This window comes from Pseudomonas sp. S2_A05 (assembly GCF_054668485.1).
Window position 1 is genome coordinate 3,366,716 of sequence record NZ_CP162775.1, and the last position, 18,367, is coordinate 3,385,082.

General features: G+C 59.0%; 13 protein-coding genes and 1 pseudogene. 3 read left to right on the top strand and 11 right to left on the bottom strand.

Annotated features, from left to right (window positions below; all coding sequences use genetic code 11):
• Positions 1-11: 11 nt before the first annotated feature.
• From AB4O12_RS15345 to AB4O12_RS15370, 6 genes are all read right to left on the bottom strand, one after another.
• The gene (locus tag AB4O12_RS15345; protein WP_460058979.1) at positions 12-848 is read right to left on the bottom strand and encodes a hypothetical protein; all 837 of its coding nucleotides are present in this window, start codon (positions 846-848) and stop codon (positions 12-14) included.
• The gene (locus AB4O12_RS15350; RefSeq protein ID WP_460058982.1) at positions 731-1,477 is read right to left on the bottom strand and encodes a hypothetical protein; all 747 of its coding nucleotides are present in this window, start codon (positions 1,475-1,477) and stop codon (positions 731-733) included. Before AB4O12_RS15350 ends, AB4O12_RS15345 begins: the two co-directional genes overlap by 118 nt.
• Positions 1,474-2,721, bottom strand: a complete 1,248-nt coding sequence (locus AB4O12_RS15355; RefSeq protein WP_460058984.1) for a neuraminidase-like domain-containing protein — start codon at positions 2,719-2,721, stop codon at positions 1,474-1,476. The genes AB4O12_RS15350 and AB4O12_RS15355 overlap by 4 nt, the downstream gene beginning before the upstream one ends.
• Positions 2,722-2,786: 65 nt before the next feature.
• Positions 2,787-6,431: a Tc toxin subunit A gene (locus AB4O12_RS15360; RefSeq protein WP_460058986.1), complete on the bottom strand. Its 3,645-nt coding sequence runs from the start codon at positions 6,429-6,431 to the stop codon at positions 2,787-2,789.
• A gap of 242 nt (positions 6,432-6,673) precedes the next feature.
• Positions 6,674-8,764, bottom strand: a complete 2,091-nt coding sequence (locus AB4O12_RS15365; RefSeq protein WP_460058988.1) for a hypothetical protein — start codon at positions 8,762-8,764, stop codon at positions 6,674-6,676.
• Positions 8,765-8,793: 29 nt separating this feature from the next.
• Positions 8,794-9,747 (bottom strand): hypothetical protein, encoded by a 954-nt coding sequence (locus tag AB4O12_RS15370; protein ID WP_460058990.1) that lies wholly within the window; start codon positions 9,745-9,747, stop codon positions 8,794-8,796.
• A gap of 457 nt (positions 9,748-10,204) precedes the next feature.
• Between AB4O12_RS15370 and AB4O12_RS15375 the strand changes: the two are divergent.
• Positions 10,205-10,581: pseudogene (locus AB4O12_RS15375) on the top strand (DUF6124 family protein).
• 93 nt (positions 10,582-10,674) lie between these two features.
• On the opposite strand, the gene AB4O12_RS15380 reads toward AB4O12_RS15375, so the two are convergent.
• Entirely contained in the window at positions 10,675-11,034 is a 360-nt protein-coding gene (locus AB4O12_RS15380; RefSeq protein ID WP_236168306.1) for a PilZ domain-containing protein, read from the bottom strand.
• A gap of 230 nt (positions 11,035-11,264) precedes the next feature.
• Entirely contained in the window at positions 11,265-11,651 is a 387-nt protein-coding gene (locus tag AB4O12_RS15385; protein ID WP_095181453.1) for a tetratricopeptide repeat protein, read from the bottom strand.
• Between the two features lie 172 nt (positions 11,652-11,823).
• Between AB4O12_RS15385 and pyk the strand changes: the two genes are divergently transcribed.
• Positions 11,824-13,275 (top strand): pyruvate kinase, encoded by a 1,452-nt coding sequence (gene pyk / locus AB4O12_RS15390; RefSeq protein WP_024014116.1) that lies wholly within the window; start codon positions 11,824-11,826, stop codon positions 13,273-13,275.
• A 172-nt stretch (positions 13,276-13,447) separates the two neighbouring features.
• Here the strand turns inward: pyk and AB4O12_RS15395 are convergent, their stop codons facing one another.
• From AB4O12_RS15395 to AB4O12_RS15405, 3 genes are read right to left on the bottom strand one after another with little or no spacing between them, the layout of a single operon-like run.
• The gene (locus AB4O12_RS15395; protein ID WP_056787833.1) at positions 13,448-14,191 is read right to left on the bottom strand and encodes an enoyl-CoA hydratase-related protein; all 744 of its coding nucleotides are present in this window, start codon (positions 14,189-14,191) and stop codon (positions 13,448-13,450) included.
• 28 nt (positions 14,192-14,219) lie between these two features.
• Entirely contained in the window at positions 14,220-15,155 is a 936-nt protein-coding gene (locus tag AB4O12_RS15400; RefSeq protein WP_460058993.1) for an iron-sulfur-binding ferredoxin reductase, read from the bottom strand.
• Positions 15,148-16,254: a GGDEF domain-containing protein gene (locus tag AB4O12_RS15405; RefSeq protein WP_041479822.1), complete on the bottom strand. Its 1,107-nt coding sequence runs from the start codon at positions 16,252-16,254 to the stop codon at positions 15,148-15,150. Before AB4O12_RS15405 ends, AB4O12_RS15400 begins: the two co-directional genes overlap by 8 nt.
• Positions 16,255-16,824: 570 nt before the next feature.
• Here AB4O12_RS15405 and AB4O12_RS15410 point away from each other — a divergent pair.
• Entirely contained in the window at positions 16,825-18,348 is a 1,524-nt protein-coding gene (locus tag AB4O12_RS15410) for a fumarate hydratase (RefSeq protein ID WP_016773454.1), read from the top strand.
• The last annotated feature ends 19 nt before the right edge of the window (positions 18,349-18,367 follow it).

Sequence of the window (18,367 nt, forward strand, 5' to 3'; positions counted from 1 at the left end):
CCGACTCTGCTTCAGCGCTGTGACATTCGCCTCCAGTTGGGCGATGGATTGTTCCTGTACCGTTTCGGCATAGCGACCCAGCTCGAGCAAATGGTTCTGCTGCGATTCTTCCTGCTCGGCACGGTCGCGTTGCTCGAGCAGACGCAGCACCAGACTGCCGAAATCCCGCAGGCTCTGTACCCCGCGCAACGCGACTTCGAACGTGACCCGCCAGCGATACGCATTGACCACCAGGCGCCCGCCCATCGGTCTGGGCCCGGCCGCGCTACCAGCGGCCAGATCGCGGAGCAATTGCCGGGATCGGTCATCGGGCTGAACAGCAACACGTCCAGCGGTTTGCCATCGATCGTGAGATTGTTGCGCAGGTTATCAAGGCGTTGCTGCGGCTTTGCGAACAGGTCGAGCAGCGATTGATTGATCGGAATTCTGAAAGGTTCGCAGGCCAACAAACCCAGGATCGGCGGGGTGTCGGAAGCGATCGGGTAATCTGCCAGGTTGAAATCCAGCGTTTTTTCAAGCGCTTCAAGCAGGGGTCGCGATTCGCAATTGTCCAAGAGGTTTTCCACGGTGTCGGTCTGCCAACGAGTCGCTGTGTCGGCGGTGGGCGCCTTGCCCATCAGAAACCCGGCCTGGACATAGCAAAGCTTGGCGGCCACCAGACTGTCACGGGTCAATTGTCGGTAATACCAATCGCCCCACGCCATCAGGTTTTCTACGTAGTCGGTGAACATCAGGATCTGAAAATGTGCGGGTGCGGCATAGCCAATGGCATCCGGATCGAGGGGATTCTGGATTTCCCACCCGGATTGCCCGGCGCTGTTGCGATATCCAGAGGCCGGCAACGCCAATACGCCGGTTTCGGGTTCGCGATCGGAACCGGCGGATTGGCCGGATCTGCGGTGGCCTGTGGATCGAATACGTAATGCAGCCAGCTCTGCGCTTCCTGAAAGCGTTCTTCGTCGCGCAACCGGGTGGCAATCAAATGCGGCAGGTGAAAAAACAGCTCCCAGAAGTTCAGACCATTGGCACCGTCGAAGGCACCATTGGGTGGTTCAACGAACTCTGCGCCGATCGGCGATGGTTCGCGAATGAACTGGTTGGACCAGTCCAGCACGGCGTCCACGGAAATATTCGAGCATCTCACCAGTTCCGAGCCAAACAAGGAATTGAGCCGAATGAATTTCAACGCCAGTCCAGTTTGATTGAATGAAAGAAACTGTGCCCCGTCGGTACTGTTCTTGTGCAGAGCTGGCGGGACGAAATCCATGAGATCGACAATCGTCAGGTCGAACTCTTTCTGTCCTGTCGGGGAAGTGGGAGAGGCGAATGAAAAAATGACTGGCGTGGGCCAGGTGCCTTTCGTCCGCGAGGAAGTCCACGACTGAGTTACCCAGCCCCCGCCTGCATCCTGTTCTTCGAGGATCGGCGGCGGGTCACTATCAGAAGGCAGACCTGCAATTTGCAGCTCCATTTTCAACCGAGCGCTGTCCAGGCCCGTGGGGCTGCAAAACCCTGCACCGTCAGCACATCTTTGTCATCCGCGCGCGTCGCCATAACGTGCAGGTCGAGATAGGGCGTCAGGGAACCATGGGTCTTTATGCGAGTGACAACAGTCACCTGACTGTTCAGTGGGTGCTGAACCGTATCGTTGCTGACAAATCGCTCCTCAAGCGCCAGATCCAGCCATGCGCCACCGTCCAGAAGGGGGCGCATCAGAACGTCGTAGACACCATGCACCCGCAGACTGCCGGATGGCGAAGATAGGTTGCCCGTCAGTAAAATCCCCAACTTGCCCTTCGGATTCAGATAATCGACCTGCACCGTCGCAATCAGTCTGGAGCTCGCCAAACCCTCGTCCTTGTGTTCTGAACTGTGCACACACAACGGCGCAGACCACTGCCCGTTCTGCTTCATGAATGCCAGATTGATCACCAGTTTGCTCGGGCTGAGCGACTCCGCTGCACTCGCGACTACCGCGTCGCGCCATTCGGCCCAGACCACACACAACCGGCCATTCCAGAACACCGGGCGGATATCCAGCACCTGATCGGCGGTCGGGATTTCCACGGCCTGCCATTCACTCCAGACCGCCGGATTGACCGAAACGCTGGTTGCGCCCAGTTCGATCTCGGCCTTGCGCCAGAAATACTGAAACGGCTGCACCCGCTGCCGCCCCAGAAAGTAGTAATCAGCTTTGGCCGGTGTCACGCCGTCCATGAAACAGCTGATCACATCGAGATCGCAGACTTGTTCGAATGCCTGCAAATAATCCTGCAGCGCCGCCTGCACGGTATCTTTGTCCAGACGGGCCTGGTTCAGGTTGTTTTCCAGATTCTTGAACAGACTGGTTTTGCGCAATCGCACCGATGGAACGATGAAGTTTTCCGCATAGCATGAAATCTGGTGGGGCACGGTCCAGTCGGGATAATTGCTGAAAATCTCCCATTCGCGCAGATGACGCTTGTCGAACTCGTGATCCCGGAATCCTGGTTCCAGCTTTCGATACACCGCATGGATGTACTGCTGCACACAACTTATCGCTTCGGCAACTCTGGAACTCTTGACCTGATAAGTATCCAGAGGATCCATGCGCAGCAATTCAAACAAGTCTTCAGGTGTTTTCAGAAAAGGGTATTTATCATTGGCCACTTGACCGATGCAGTATTCAAGAAGTGCCGAGCGACGTTTTTCCAGCAGCCCGCCAATATTACTCAGTGCCATGATCTTGCTCCTTGGAATATGGCCCGGGGAAAAACGTTCGCCAGGCGGTATGCAACGCCCTGCCGCTACTCCCTGGCAAAGGTAATGGCATGGGGGAATATTCTTTCGCTTTCCCCAGACTGAGAGCGAACGCTGAACACGAATGTGCCGCCCGTCTTGCTTGAGACAAAAACCCGGGTAAGCCCCTGCTGATCAGTGAACCCCTGCGCCGGCCGAATAGTGACGGCATCCATCTTCGCGGGCGGAACGCTCTTGCCGAACCACTCCACGAGCGAGTTTTGTCCGCGGTTTCCGTAGTCGTCCTCCAGCACCGCATACAGTTCTACTTCATGACCGTATTTCACTGTTTCCAAAGGCGTAGGTGAAAGTTCTGCAATAGGGAACGACAACGTAGTGAAGTCGGCAGTTATTTCTATGGGAGGGGCGTATTGCGGCTCGAACAAGTCCAACCAAAGCATTGGCGTGTCGCGGCCCATGACCTTGCCGGGGATGAACTCGGCCAAAAGTGTCCCGTCCGTTCCCGTCGCCTTGTATTCAATGGTGCCCAATGTGGCGCGCCAATAAACATTGACGCCACTCAGCGACTTTCCATTGGCGTCTTTGAGGGTCACTTTATAAGTGACTTTTTCGTCTGGCTTGTTAGCCACGACGGTGCTGTCATCCACCACTTCGCACGTGATTGTGACCAGCCCTTTGACGTCGCCTGGAACGTGCACGATCGGGGCACGAGTATCGGACTCGCCGAGCAGGGCATGTTCGGCGGCATCGGCATAGGATTTTTTGTCGACGGTTTCGGGCAGATTACCAATGAGAAAAATCGTTAACGCATCCATGCCGCTCTCGGTGGACAGCGCCAGCACGCGCATCAACAAATCGAGCTGGGGAAGGTTTTTCAACACCTTCAGGTCGGGATCGATGCGGCTCACACATTCGCGCACTTCCTGAACGCTCCAGCCAAAAAAATCGGCCAGTTTGATCGCCGCCGCCTGTTGTGCCAGCCATCTCGCATCTCCGGTGACATCCGGCAATGCGTTGACCTGGCGCAGGTAGTCCAACAGCTTCTGTGGCGGTTGGCCGCTCGAGGCTGAGGCGAGGGCAAAAGCGCGAGTGAGCATGGTCAGGTAATAAAGCGTGCGCACCGTCAACGCATGCTTGTCGTCCTGAACCAGCCAGTCCTTGTAGCCGCTATCCAGATAATCCTGCAACAGCGCCGCGCTTAACCCCAGGGTCGACACCACCTCACTGCGCCGGCGAACTTCAGCCAGTAGATCGAATGATGTGTCGGCAACTCGGGGGCGAGTTCGGCCGCCCCCTTCGCTCCCCGCATCCGCTTGCTCCAGCACATGCAGCAGTAACTGATGCACCGTGACGTCTGCCCAGTTCAGGACCGGCAATGCCTGATCCACGCCAACGCCGGCGTATGCCGCCAGCGTCTCCTTGACCAGCGAAGTCTGCGCATCGCGCATCTGTAAAAACGCGCTGACCATGCTGTCGATGATGCTCTGCCGCAACGCTGGCTCGATCTCACCCAAGGCGCTGTCGACCGCCCAGGCGATTTTTTTATGGACGGAGGCCAGATACATCTCAGCGCTTCCCTCCGGAGGCAGGATCAAACCATGCCCGTCGGTTATCGGCCCCAGGCTGTCGGCGGATGTCGCGAGAAATTCGATCCAGTCCGCGGCCCCGGCTGCCGGAACGCCTGCCATGAGAAACGTACTATTGGACAACTGTGCAGTCGGCAGCAAATTGCGAACCTGCTCGAAAAACTGCTCATCCTGTTCGGATGGATCCTGAGCCGCTGGCGCAGCGACCGCATGCTGCAACACCCACAACACCGGCAGATTGTTTTGCGCGCACCACTGCACGCAACTTTGCATAGCCTCGATCAGTTCCAGCGCATCCGGTGAACCGTCCGGTACATCGTGGATGACAGGAGTACCGGCCAAGCCATTGACCCAGTCATCGCCGCCCAGGATCGATAGCATCAGCACGCCTTCAACCGGAGTGATGTTCAACAGCCGGGCCAGCCTCACCAAACGGTAGAAGCTCGAGATGATCGCTGCGTTGCGCTTCAATTTGTCGGTCAAGCCATGAGCCTTGGCCACAGCGTTCGCCAGCACGTAATAAGTCTGCGGATCAATCGCCAGACCACTGCAGAGCTGGCTGATCGTCAGATCCACCACGCCCGGTATCGGCGCCACCGCAAACTCATCGTTGTCGAGCTTGAAAGGCTCGCGATAACCGGTTTGAAAATTGAACACCTGATCGAATTGCGAGAGCGCTTCACCGCGGCCATAAACCGACAGCTCACCCACAAACACAGCAAAGTCCGCGGCGGTGCATTCGTAGCGCTCGCGCAACGTCTGGAACAACCCAAGCGCATGAACCGCGCCACTGGAGATGTCCATCTCGTTGCTGTGACCTTTCGTTGAATTGCCGCGCCCTGTTGCCCGGATGACCGATGTCAACACTGCGTCCAGCTGTTCGAACGGCAATCCTGTCCAGTTGGCCAGACGCACCATCTGATTCATCCGGGTATAGCGGTTGAACCCGATGAGTTCGTCGGGGATTGCCGTCATTCGAATGCGAGGCATGGTTGCAGGATCGAAACCCACCGCCGGCGCAGTACCGTCATTGATGTAAACCGAACCCGAGCGCTCGCTTTCAGGCTGCTTGGGCGTTTCATCCGGGTAGGTCACATTGGCCGAGCGCACGGGAGCAAAGTCGCCAATCGACAGAAGAGCCTCGATCTGTCGGCTGTCGAGCTTGGTGCGCTGACCGAAAAACTCCACCTGATTGAGATTCGAATACATCTCGGTATAGGTACCAAAGTTGTGCGCAAAAAAATCTTCGCGAAGGGCGAAATCCGCACGCGGTTCGGTCAGCAACTGGCGCTGATAAGGGCCAAGCCGCGAGGCATGGGCGAAACCCTGTGCAGTATTGGCACCTCGAGCATTGGCTTGCAGAAAATAGGGATAAGCCAGGTCGACCCGGTGCTCGAAGTCGCCCACCGACAAGTCATGAAACTGCGCGATACCATCAATTGTGACCCAATGCTGGTAATAAGGCAGACCATTGGGGTAGCGGGCTGCGATCAGCGCGTCTTCGATGGATTCGATATCCGTTTGCGCCGCGATGAATTTCTCCAGCACCTCAACGATGATGTCCACAGAAGAGATCGATTGATAAACCGCATTGAAGTCGACGTTCAGTGCCAAGAGATCTGTGCGCCGGTTATGCAGCGAGAAATCGTCTTCCTCTCTGATACCCTCCAGACGGTCACGAACCCAGCGCAACAAGTCGATCAGATACGCCACTGGCGACCAGATGGACTCCAGTGCATCTGGCGGGCACAACGCGGAAAAATCGGTACCGATCAGAGCGTGATAATTGGGACCGTCCACGATCGATAACAAACCGCTGGAGCTGCGCTTTGGCGCGGGCCTGGTGCCCCGCAGCGTCTGCTCGATAAATTGGCGCCGCTGAGACGTGGCTATGCTATTGGCGCCGCGCCAATATTGTTGCGCTTGCTCAACGCTGAGCTGATGCTCTTGGACCATGTATTGAACACCCCTTTCAACCAGTGGATAAATTGATCCACCGTTTTGCAGGTATGTCTCGAGGTTCTGCAGTCCGACGTTCTGTGCTCGTTGTTCCTCGCTGAACAACTCATCGAACAGTTGCAGGGCGGGACGGCGCGAATCAACCATGATCAGATTCCTTTAGGCGACAACTGGCCCGCGCAACCTGACGTCCTTCGTCAGGCTGCACATTCAGTGAGTACGATTGAGCGCTTCGAACGCCGTCAAGTCCACTGTCAGTTCTGACAGTTTTGATAGCCGTTCGTCGGAAGCCGGATTTCAGGAGTCGGCGTGGGGCAAGCGCGCAGCTTCGACTTCAAAACGCGCACTGTCGGCCCAATCGGATATCGTTGCGTCATCCGCCGCGTCAGTCAGCGTCTGCCGGAATCGGTACCAGTTGCCCGCCAGAGGCAGTGCCCTTGTCGCCGCCCCGCGCCAGTGCTCATCGACCACGGGTACCTGAGCCAGCCACTGAACATCCGGGTTGTACCAACTCGCGATGGCGCCCACGCCCGGACGGCCCTTGCCGCTGAACTGCACTGGATGACTGACCCAGCGTCCGGCTGCAGGCCCGTCGAGCACAGGTCGGAAAGTACCCAGAATGACCGAGCGCAGGGTTTCAAATGATTCGAACCCGTCCAGAGATGCGACTGCCTCGAGCCGGTAAAGCCCCCGCCGAGCAGACTTGCATCGAGCATCACTGACCAGGTGCGATTTTCCTGCACGACGGCGCTTGCCGGCTCGGAACGCGCGGCACCGACCAGGGTCACCGTGACCGTATCGCCCGGCACGCCAAAACCGCACACCACCACCTGCTGCCCGATGGCATCGCCCTCGATCGGGGTTTCAATGAAGGGTGCCGCTGGCACAACGTCAAAGTGCAGCGGATCGCTGTCTTTCGACTCCTGCAGTTTGCCGCTTTCATCCATGAAACTTTGCCGGGCCCAGATCGTTTTGCTGCCCACCGGCAACGTCACTTCGGCTTGCCAATTGCCTGCCCAATCCACAATGACATCACTGATCAGAGGTTCGGCAAGCCCTTGCAGACAGACTTCGACAACCCCGCCCCTCATGCCCGTACCCTTGAGCAACGCGGTTCGTGGCAACTTGCCGTGTTGTATCGGCTGGAGAAATTCTGGCGGTAGCAGCACCACCGTCAATTCATGCTCGTCACTGTGTAGCGACGGTCGACCGTCCAGTGTCTGCTGGGCGTCAAATGTGTAGAGCCTGAATTGCTCGAGGCTCAGGTCAATCGACCAGTCGCCATCCTGGCTCAATATTTTCGGATCGCCCAAGGGACGATCAAACTGCTTGTCGCGCAGTTGCAAAGTGGCGCCCACCATACCCATCGTGCCCTCGACCGTTACAGCACGACCGACTTCCGAGCCGTTCGGCGGCTGGGTAATCACTGGCGTAACCATCGCTCTCCTGACAATGAATGTCGTGGACGTCGGCTGCGAAGTTTGCTGCGCGGCGACCTGGGTCACCGTGACGGTATGTGTGATATCCAGGGCAAATTCTTTGTCGCGCCTGAACTGCCACGTGCCAGCACTGACGATGCCCTTGTGCACAATGCCGCTTTCGTCGCTGTACTCAATGTTCACGGTTGCACCCGGCCAGCACGTGCCGCTGAACCTGGGCGAAAGTCCGTCATCTTCAGGCTCGTTCAAGCCAGGGGCCTGCGGCGGGATGGTGACTTTGAGGACAAACCAGTTTGGCGACTGGTGCCCGTCGAGATATTGCTTGATGTGGACCTGACGCTCAAACGAGGGTCCCCAGACCGTTGAAGCCTTGGTAGACCACCGCCCGCCAGCAACCTCCACTGCTGGCGCTTCGAGATCTCCGCTATTGGGCCTGCGTGGATTCACCGTGGCGCCGTTGAAGCCTTTGCCGCTGAAGGTCGGTTGGTAGTCGTTGGTGAATTGCACATCACTGACATCGGGGAGGACATTCTTTACTTCGAAGGTCAGCGGCAGCGAGTCGATCCAGCCGCTGGCGTTGTCTCTGATCTTCTGGACGGCGTTGATTTTATAGGTGCCAAATTTCCAGCCCGTTACGGTGGTGCTCCAAGTGCCGTTGCGCTGTACTTGTGCATTTGGAGGCGCGACCGGCATTGGGTCGGCTGGACTTTCGAGGATAGTGAACTCGATTTCGGTTCTGAGCTTCTCGTCGAAATGTCCGGTGCCGGAAAATGTGATCGTTTCATTGGCTTGCGTGTATGTGACCGTCGGCTTGCCCGTGCGTACTCGTATGCCGAAGGGTTGGCTGGTCAGTGATGTCGTTCCCAAATAGGTATGCGTGCCGACAATTGAATGCGGACCAGGTGTCAGCGTGAAAGATGCAGACCATGCGCCTGTGGCGGCATCGGTTGGGGTGCTGATTTGAGCTTGGGTGTTTTCCGAACGCACAGCAACAGCACTGGAGATCCCGGCGACGACAGTGCCTGTGAACGTCGATGTCATGTCCACCGTCTGCGTCAATCCAGGAGACGTTATTCGGGGGGGTCAATGACATAAAAATTTCGTTGGACTGACGGCACAGATGTTGCGCCATCGTATCTTTGACTGGCGACTAGAGAATAATTTTTGCCGAACGCAAACTTATAAGTGCTGGTACCACCCCATGACCCATCAATTTCGATCTTTGCGTAGGCCAATACTTTGATCGATGTGTCTTTGATGTAAACATCCACTCTTGTCAACTCTTGGTGCAGACCGCCTGTACCCGCAAATTGCGGCGTTTGTGTACTTATAACCTGCGGCAACGGACTGAGCGTTACAGGCTTGAGTACGGTCAGTGACGCTTTCCCCGCGTAGCGCCCCTGCGTATTTCCATACTCCTCACGGATAATGAAATCCTGTAAACCCTGAGGGACATTATCAAGGAGCGTGACAGTCCAATTTCCGTAGCCATTGGTAATGGCCGTTGTGCTCAGTACAGTGCCTGAATTGGGACGCACAAGCGTGATTTTGCTGCCTTTACCGGCGAGGCCTGGAACCGTTGTAGTCACAGTACGATTGCTGGCAATGCGAGCAGCCTTTCTGACCAGCAAAGTCCGCGGTGTCCTCCTTGACCATTGATCAATGTAATCCCATCTTCCATCAACTCTGACTTGCAGGTCACTCTCGGGAAGGTCTTCGACTCGAATACTGTGCCAGACGCCCCCCAACCATGCACTTTCAGTGATACGTCGGTAGTAATTATCGGCTCCGTGAAAATCCAGATGAACGTTGTGATAACGGCCATCGTTTACCGGTATACGAAACTTGAAGTCCATCGTGGTATCTACTAACAGTGACTCGGAGCCGGCCTCATACTCCAAATCCGCGACCAGGATTCCCGGCTCTTCGGAAATCGGATCATCGGATTTTTGGGAAGGGCGATGGTCCTCAGGAAACGGGCCATCTTCTGGAGGATTGGAGCCTGGGTTCTCATGGTCGGACATGATCGAGCTTCCTTATACCGTCGGTACCTGGGTGCCTCATTGAAGAACCGTAAGCACGAAATGACACCTGTAAAACCTGACAGTCCCGATCAGCGGTAACTATTCCCACGCTGCAACATGCAGACGTCCTTCAGTCATTAACACGCGGCTACATCGGCTTGCGCCGTTGCCTACACATCACTCAGAATCCGCCGGCTTGTGCGCTTTGAAGCTGCCCCGTAACGTGATCCGTGCCGCTGCCAATCAGTGGTCGGGTTTAGTCGCCCGGGGGTTTGTCATCAAGGTGTATAAGCGTCATCCAGTCGGGTAATCCCTATCCCCGCACTCGATGGTGGCTGTACGCAGGGCGCTTCGGCGCGCCGGTTTTTGGTGATACCCCCGGTCGACTAACCTGCGTCCAGCCGCCACCCTTTCGTTTAGTCGCGAGGGGTGAAGGCCCCAACCAAGGGTTATCACCATGATCAAACCAACACCCAATCCCCCGAAATCGAAGACTCGACCTCCCCCTACGCTTCCCCCGATTCCACCAGACTCCACGAGGCCGCTGAAAAAGCCCTCGATCACTACCTGAAAAAACCCGCCGCTGCGCCGTCGTGCAATTCCGTCGATCGCGGCATGCAGATGTTCATGGTCGCGCCCGACATCAACCCCGAAGCGATGGCCATTCAAACCTACGAAACCTTTTCTTCGGTCAGCATTCTGCTGCTCGACCTGGCGGACAGCCTCGAGGACAAGCCGCGACATCTGGCGATGGCGATCTATCAGTTGAGCGAGATGGGGTTATTGCTGGCGGAAAAGGCGCTGGATCAGGAGCGGGCGATCGCGGTGGCGTGACGTAAAAATCAAAAGATCGCAGCCTTCGGCAGCTCCTACATCTGGAATGCGTTCCCCCTGTAGGAGCTGCCGAAGGCTGCGATCTTTTGCTGTTCAGGCAGAAGCGGGCAGCGGCTGAAAACTGAAATACTGCTTCAGCGCCAGCACCAGTTGGCCAAACTCCGGCGGAGCGCGGCGCAGGATGAACCCGGCGTCGTAATGCAGCGGCGTGGCGTCTTCATGGCACCACACGCAACAGGCGCTGAAATCGATGACTTGCTGGCTGCCATCGCGGGCGGGGACCTTGAGGCGTAACTGAAAATCCACCCCGATCATCATCGGCAACTGGCTGATCAGCATCAGCCCGTCCGCAGACACATTGCCGAGAAAGCCGACGGGTTTGTCGGTGACGCTGTTGAACACTCTGAGGTAATACGGCAATTGATGCCGTTCGATCCGGCGGTCGGTAAACATGATGTGCTGTTCGCCATGCAGGGCTCCGTCACGGAGCCGCACCTGTGCTTCGGAACGAACCTGTGCGACAGGCCCGCTCTCCCCGCTTCCGGTGTGACGGTCGCGACAATCGCCGTCACCTTGTAACTGCCAGTCGCAGGTGTTGCGCCGTTATCGAGACACGGCTCGAAACGGTTTCCTTGACTATAGCGGAGCTTGTACAGACGGCCAGATTTTGTACGAAAACCGCGTCAGAAGCGCGTCGGCCGAACCACCGCAGCGGCGCTGCGTGTCGGGTAATGGCCCAGGCTCTGCAACGTTTCCAGACGCGCGCGGGCGCGGTAGGCGTATTCGCTGTTGGGGTACGAAGCGATAATGAACTGGTAGGTCTGCACCGCGTCGATGTAGAGCTTCTGCCGTTCCAGGCACTGACCGCGCATCATCGACACTTCCGGCCACACGTACGGGCGGGCGCGGCTGGCGCGTTCGACCTTGGACAGTTCGAGCATGACCTGCTCGCAGTTGCCGCGTTCATAGGCGCTGTAGGCGTTGTTCAAATGGTGGTTCATCGACCAACGGGTGCAGCCCGTCGCGGCGAGGGCGCTGAGGGCAAGGGCGGCAATGGGCAACAATCGCATGGGGGTTCTCCTGTCTTGTGCTCTGTATCGACCCCAGGTCGGAAAACTTCAGACGCGCTGGTCGCAAAGTTGCCGCGTTCAATAAAGAAAACGATAAGTAGTGCATTCGAACAATGACTACACCCTTCGAGCATAGTAGCCTCTGCCTGCGCTTGAACTCAGGAGTCTTTGCATGTCCGTCCGTCGTACCAAAATCGTCGCTACCCTTGGCCCGGCCAGTAACTCGCCGGAAGTTCTCGAACAGCTGATTCTGGCTGGTCTGGACGTCGCCCGTCTGAACTTCTCCCACGGCACCCCCGACGAGCACAAGGCTCGCGCGAAGCTGGTGCGTGACCTCGCTGCCAAGCACGGCCGCTTTGTCGCCCTGCTCGGTGACCTGCAAGGCCCGAAAATCCGTATCGCCAAATTCGCCAACAAAAAGATCGAGCTGAAGATCGGTGACAAGTTCACCTTCTCCACCAGCCATCCGTTGACCGAAGGCAACCAGCAGGTGGTCGGCATCGACTACCCGGATCTGGTCAAGGACTGCGGCGTGGGCGACGAGCTGCTGCTCGACGACGGCCGTGTGGTGATGCGCGTTGAAACCGCCACCGCCACTGAACTGCATTGCGTGGTGACCATCGGTGGCCCGCTGTCCGACCACAAAGGCATCAACCGTCGCGGTGGCGGTCTGACCGCGCCGGCCCTGACTGAAAAAGACAAGGCCGACATCAAGCTCGCCGCCGAAATGGAAGTCGACTACCTCGCCGTATCCTTCCCGCGCGACGCCGCCGACATGGAATACGCCCGTCAACTGCGTGACGAGGCCGGCGGCACTGCCTGGCTGGTGGCGAAGATCGAACGCGCCGAAGCCGTGGCCGACGACGAAACCCTCGACGGCCTGATCAAGGCCTCCGACGCGGTGATGGTTGCCCGTGGCGACCTCGGTGTGGAAATCGGCGATGCCGAACTGGTGGGCATTCAGAAGAAAATCATTCTGCACGCACGTCGCCACAACAAGGCCGTGATCGTCGCGACGCAGATGATGGAGTCGATGATCCAGAACCCGATGCCGACCCGCGCCGAAGTGTCCGACGTGGCCAACGCCGTGCTCGACTACACCGACGCCGTGATGCTCTCGGCCGAATCCGCCGCTGGTCTCTACCCGCTGGAAGCCGTGCAGGCGATGGCGCGCATCTGCGTCGGCGCCGAGAAACACCCGACCGGCAAGACCTCCAGCCACCGCATCGGCAAGGAATTCAGCCGCTGCGACGAGAGCATCGCGCTGGCGACCATGTACACCGCCAACCACTTCCCGGGCGTCAAAGCGATCATCGCGTTGACTGAAAGCGGCTTCACCCCGCTGATCATGTCGCGTATCCGCTCCTCGGTGCCGATCTACGCGTTCACCCCGCACCGCGAAGCCCAGGCCCGCGCAGCAATGTTCCGTGGCGTCTACACCATCCCGTTCGACCCGGCCTCGCTGGAACCGCACGAAGTCAGCCAGAAAGCCATCGACGAGCTGACCAAGCGCGGCGTCGTGGAAAAAGGCGACTGGGTCATCCTGACCAAGGGCGACAGCTACCACACCACCGGCGGCACCAATGGCATGAAGATCCTGCATGTCGGTGATCCGCAGGTCTGAGTGACCGGCAGCTGAAACGCAAAAAAGCCCCGCCATGTGAATGGCGGGGCTTTTTTGCTTATGATTCAACAGATATTTTGTCTGGTAAGGCCCTTTTGCGAGCAGGCTCGCTCCCACACTTGAAATGCAATCTCCTGTGGGAGCGAGCCTGCTCGCGAAGGCGTCTTGACACTCAGCGAAAGAACCCGCTCAACGCCGCCACCGCCTCTGGCGAACGCAGCCGCTGGGTAAACAATGCGCCCTCCTCCTCGATCACTTTGCGCAGCAGCTCGCGATCGGGCGCTCGCATCAGTTGCTTGCTGATGTGCACCGCTTCGGCCGGCAGCTCATCAAACCGCAGCGCCATTTCCCGGGCCTTGCTCAACGCAGCCGCGCCACTGTCCAGCGCGTCTGTGGCAATTCCCCATTGCGCAGCCTGTGCGCCGCTAAAGCCTTCGCCGAGCAATAACAACTCAGCCGCTTTCGCTTGCCCGAGCAAACGCGGCAGGATCAGGCTGGAGCCGAATTCGGGGCACAACCCGAGGTTGACGAACGGCATGCGCAGCCGGGCGTCGCGGCTGACATAGACCAGATCGCAATGCAGCAGCAGGGTCGTGCCGATACCCACCGCAGCACCGGCCACGGCGGCGATCACCGGTTTGCGGCATTCGAGCAGATTGAGCATGAAGTGAAACACCGGGCTGTCGAGGTCGCTCGGCGGTTGTTCGATGAAGTCGGCGATGTCATTGCCGGCGGTGAAGCACTCGGCGCTGCCGCTGATCAGTACGGCATTGATTTCGGGGTCGCTGTCGGCCTGTTTCAGTGCTTCGGCGAGGCGGCTGTACATGGCGCGCGTCAGGGCGTTTTTCTTGTCCGGGCGGTTGAGGCGCAGGGTCAGCAAACCGCGTTCGCGTTCCAGCAGGATGGCTTCGGTCATGGCGTGTCTCGCGTCTGAAAATCAGCGCTCAACCACGGCTCACAAACACGTCGGCCAGCAGTTGATTGCGCGGCAATCCGGCCAGATACAGACGCTTGGCGAACGCGTCGACACTGGCCGTCGAGCCGCAGACTAAGGCCAGGGTCTGCCGGGAAACAAGGCGCAGTTGTGCCAAAGCGGCGGCCGAGTCGGCCGCTGCCCACAGCTCGACACTGAGGTTTTCCCGCTGCGCGGCCAGTGCGGCAAGGGGTTTGGCCAGATAGTGTTCGCGTTCGTCATGGGCCAGGTGAATGACGCGGATGGCGCCTTGGTGATCCTCACGCAAGGCCTCACGCAGCACCCCGAACAACGGACCCAAACCAGTACCGGTAGCCAGCAGCCACAGCGGCCGGGCGTGCCAGTCCGGATCGTAATGCAAGGCACCGCCGCGCAGTTCGCCAAGGCGGATCGAGTCGCCGATCTGCAGCTGGCGTGCGGCATCGATGAATTCGCCGGGCTGGCGGCAATCGAGGTGAAACTCGAGGAAGCGGTCTTCTTGCGGCAGGCTCGCCAGCGAGTAAGGGCGGGCGATGTGGCCGATCCACAGCACCAGATGCTGGCCGGCGCTGTAGCGCAATGGCCGCTGCGGGGTCAGGCGCAGGCGCAGAACGCTGTCGCTGAGCCAGTCCAGCGCTTCGACCACGGCCGGGCGGCCGTCGCTGATCGGGTCGAAAGTGTGTACCTGCAAGTCTTCGACCACCTGACACTGACAAGCCAGGCGCCAACCGTCCTGACGTTGCTCGGCACTCAAGGCATCCGGACGATTGTCGGCGGGCAGGCCCTGGATGCATTGCACCAGACAGGCATGGCAACTGCCGGCGCGACAGCTGTAGGGCACGGCAACGCCGTTCTGATTGAGACTGTCGAGCAGGTTGCTGCCCGCCTCAACCGTCCACTGCCGATCACCGACGCGCAATTCAGGCATCAATGTTCTCCCACGCGGCGGCACAACGATTGCGCCCGTCACGCTTGGCCCGATACAGCGCCTGATCGGCACGCTGCAACGCCTCATCCAGATCATCGCCAACGGACAGCAGGGTCATGCCCGCCGACAGGCTCAGGTTGCGCACTTGCAGGCCCATTAATTCCACCTCACTGAAGGCGATGCGCAAACGTTCGCAACACGCGGTCAGGCGTTCGGCATCACAGTCGGGCACCAGCACGACGAATTCCTCGCCACCATAACGCGCCAGCACGTCACCGTCGCGCAGACAGGCTTGCGCCACCCCGGCAAACGCCTGCAATACCTGATCGCCGGCGGCGTGGCCATGCAGGTCGTTGATGCGCTTGAAGTGGTCCAGATCGATCAGCGCCAGCCCGTGCATCACGTCGCTGTCCAGCGCGTTCAGCTCGCGCGAGGCGATGCGCAGGAAATGCCGGCGATTGAACAGCCCGGTCAGTTCGTCGGTGGCGACCAGATCTTCAAGCTGGCGCATCATCCCGCGCAGGGTGTCCTGATGCGCCTGCAAGGCAAACCGGCGCTGGCGCTGACGTTGTCGGGAAACCTGGACAAAACGTGCGTAAAGCACCAGCCACGCCAAGACCATCGCCAGAATGCACACCTGCAACGCTGCGAGCGCAGGCTCGGCCAAGCGGAAGTGGTAGGCGTCCCACAGGGTAATCGCGGAAAAACTGAAGAACACCAACAGCGCACAGCGGATGAACACCCGTCGGGTGAGATGGAACAGGCCAAACAGCAGAATCAGCACATAGAACACCAGAAACGCACCGCGCGCCTCGTCGACATGGGCGATCAGCCACGTCTGCCAGCCCAGACCCATCAGCACTTGCGCTTCGGTCAGGCTGGGGTCGGCGAAGCGCTGGTTGCGCCCGCTCCAGAACATCGCGAAAAGGCTCGCCTGACTGATCACCACCAGCGCGCTGCCGATGGCCACGCCACTGAGCGATTGCTGGTAATGCCCGGTGAAAAACGCCAGCCACAGCAGCAGCAGAGCCAATCCGTAGGTGGCCGCAGCGAGGGCGAAGCGTTTGAGCAAAAGGCGTTGAATGGCGTTATGGGTCAATCGTTGACTCACCGTGCGATAGGAGGCTGACCGAGTGTCCTACTCTACAGACCGGATGCCACTTTAGAGGGCCGGTCGCTAAATGACCACCGATTTTCGGGCTCGAAAATTGACGTCAAAAGTGTGGCCCACTGACACCGCCAAAAGCCCCTCACCCTAGCCCTCTCCCAGAGGGGAGAGGGGACTGACCGGGTTGTTTATCCGAGTTACACCGACTTCAAACATCGCGCCGAACTCGAGTCTGGAAACGGCACAAAACAGCTTCATTTTCCTGAGCCGGACTTAGTTTTTGAACAAGATGAAGATCGGCTCCCTTCCCCCTCGCCCCATCTGGGGGAGAGGGCTGGGGTGAGGGGGGCGATCCTGAAGTGCAAACCCGCTGTCCGATATTCGCCCACCCATGCGACCAACGAATGACTGCCGGCGCGTGTACGCCCCACCGAGGCGCGGTATACTGCCGCGCCTTTTTAGCGTCGCGCCAGCAGCCCCGGCGTGCCAGAGGATCAGCTGTGAGCCGAAAGCCTCAAGCTGCCCCATAGAATGTTCCCGTGTTTCAGAGGAGCGCGACTCATGACCGTGATCAAGCAAGATGACCTGATTCAGAGCGTTGCCGACGCCCTGCAGTTCATTTCCTATTACCACCCCGTGGATTTCATCCAGGCGATGCACGAAGCCTACCTGCGCGAAGAGTCGCCAGCGGCCCGTGATTCGATGGCGCAGATCCTGATCAACTCGCGCATGTGCGCCACCGGCCATCGCCCGATCTGCCAGGACACCGGTATCGTCACCGTGTTCGTCCGTGTCGGCATGGATGTGCGCTGGGATGGCGCCACCATGGGCCTGGACGACATGATCAACGAAGGCGTGCGTCGCGCCTACAACCTGCCGGAAAACGTCCTGCGTGCCTCGATCCTTGCCGACCCGGCAGGCGCTCGCAAGAACACCAAGGACAACACCCCGGCGGTGATCCACTACTCCATCGTCCCGGGTAACACCGTGGAAGTGGACGTGGCGGCCAAGGGCGGCGGTTCCGAGAACAAGTCGAAAATGGCCATGCTCAACCCGTCCGACTCGATCGTCGACTGGGTCTTGAAAACCGTGCCAACCATGGGCGCCGGCTGGTGTCCGCCGGGCATGCTCGGCATCGGCATCGGCGGCACCGCCGAGAAAGCCGCGGTGATGGCCAAGGAAGTGTTGATGGAATCCATCGACATTCACGAGCTCAAGGCCCGTGGCCCGCAGAACCGCATCGAAGAAATGCGTCTGGAACTGTTCGAGAAGGTCAACCAGTTGGGTATCGGCGCCCAGGGCCTCGGTGGCCTGACCACCGTGCTCGACGTGAAGATCATGGATTACCCGACCCACGCCGCATCCTTGCCGGTGTGCATGATCCCCAACTGCGCCGCCACCCGTCACGCACACTTCGTGCTCGACGGTTCCGGCCCGGCCTCGCTGGAAGCGCCACCGCTGGACGCCTACCCGGAAATCGTCTGGGAAGCCGGCCCGTCGGCGCGTCGTGTCAACCTCGACACCCTGACCCCGGAAGACGTGCAGAGCTGGAAGCCGGGCGAAACCGTGCTGCTCAACGGCAAGATGCTCACCGGTCGCGACGCCGCGCACAAGCGCATGGTCGAGATGCTGAACAAGGGTGAAACCCTGCCGGTGGATCTGAAAGGTCGTTTCATCTATTACGTCGGCCCGGTTGATCCGGTCGGTGACGAAGTGGTTGGCCCGGCGGGTCCTACCACCGCAACGCGGATGGACAAGTTCACCCGCCAGATCCTCGAGCAGACCGGCCTGCTGGGCATGATCGGCAAGTCCGAGCGCGGCCCGACCGCGATCGACGCGATCAAGGACAACAAGGCTGTGTACCTGATGGCAGTCGGCGGCGCTGCGTACCTGGTTGCGCAAGCGATCAAGAAGTCCAAGGTGCTGGCATTTGCCGAGCTGGGCATGGAAGCGATCTACGAGTTCGAGGTCAAGGACATGCCGGTCACCGTAGCGGTGGACAGCAAAGGTGAGTCGGTACACATCACTGGCCCGGCGATCTGGCAACAGAAGATCAGCGAAAGCCTGGCGGTAGAAGTGCAGTAAGCCTCAGGCGTATGAAAAC

Excerpts from the sequence above, each read along its gene's own strand:
- AB4O12_RS15355 (WP_460058984.1), bottom strand. The coding sequence starts at position 2,721 with ATGGCACTGAGTAATATTGGCGGGCTGCTGGAAAAACGTCGCTCGGCA.
- AB4O12_RS15360 (WP_460058986.1), bottom strand. The coding sequence starts at position 6,431 with ATGGTTGATTCGCGCCGTCCCGCCCTGCAACTGTTCGATGAGTTGTTC.
- AB4O12_RS15365 (WP_460058988.1), bottom strand. The coding sequence starts at position 8,764 with ATGACATCGACGTTCACAGGCACTGTCGTCGCCGGGATCTCCAGTGCT.
- AB4O12_RS15370 (WP_460058990.1), bottom strand. The coding sequence starts at position 9,747 with ATGTCCGACCATGAGAACCCAGGCTCCAATCCTCCAGAAGATGGCCCG.
- AB4O12_RS15380 (WP_236168306.1), bottom strand. The coding sequence starts at position 11,034 with ATGTTTACCGACCGCCGGATCGAACGGCATCAATTGCCGTATTACCTC.
- AB4O12_RS15385 (WP_095181453.1), bottom strand. The coding sequence starts at position 11,651 with ATGCGATTGTTGCCCATTGCCGCCCTTGCCCTCAGCGCCCTCGCCGCG.
- pyk (WP_024014116.1), top strand. The coding sequence starts at position 11,824 with ATGTCCGTCCGTCGTACCAAAATCGTCGCTACCCTTGGCCCGGCCAGT.
- AB4O12_RS15395 (WP_056787833.1), bottom strand. The coding sequence starts at position 14,191 with ATGACCGAAGCCATCCTGCTGGAACGCGAACGCGGTTTGCTGACCCTG.
- AB4O12_RS15400 (WP_460058993.1), bottom strand. The coding sequence starts at position 15,155 with ATGCCTGAATTGCGCGTCGGTGATCGGCAGTGGACGGTTGAGGCGGGC.
- AB4O12_RS15410 (WP_016773454.1), top strand. The coding sequence starts at position 16,825 with ATGACCGTGATCAAGCAAGATGACCTGATTCAGAGCGTTGCCGACGCC.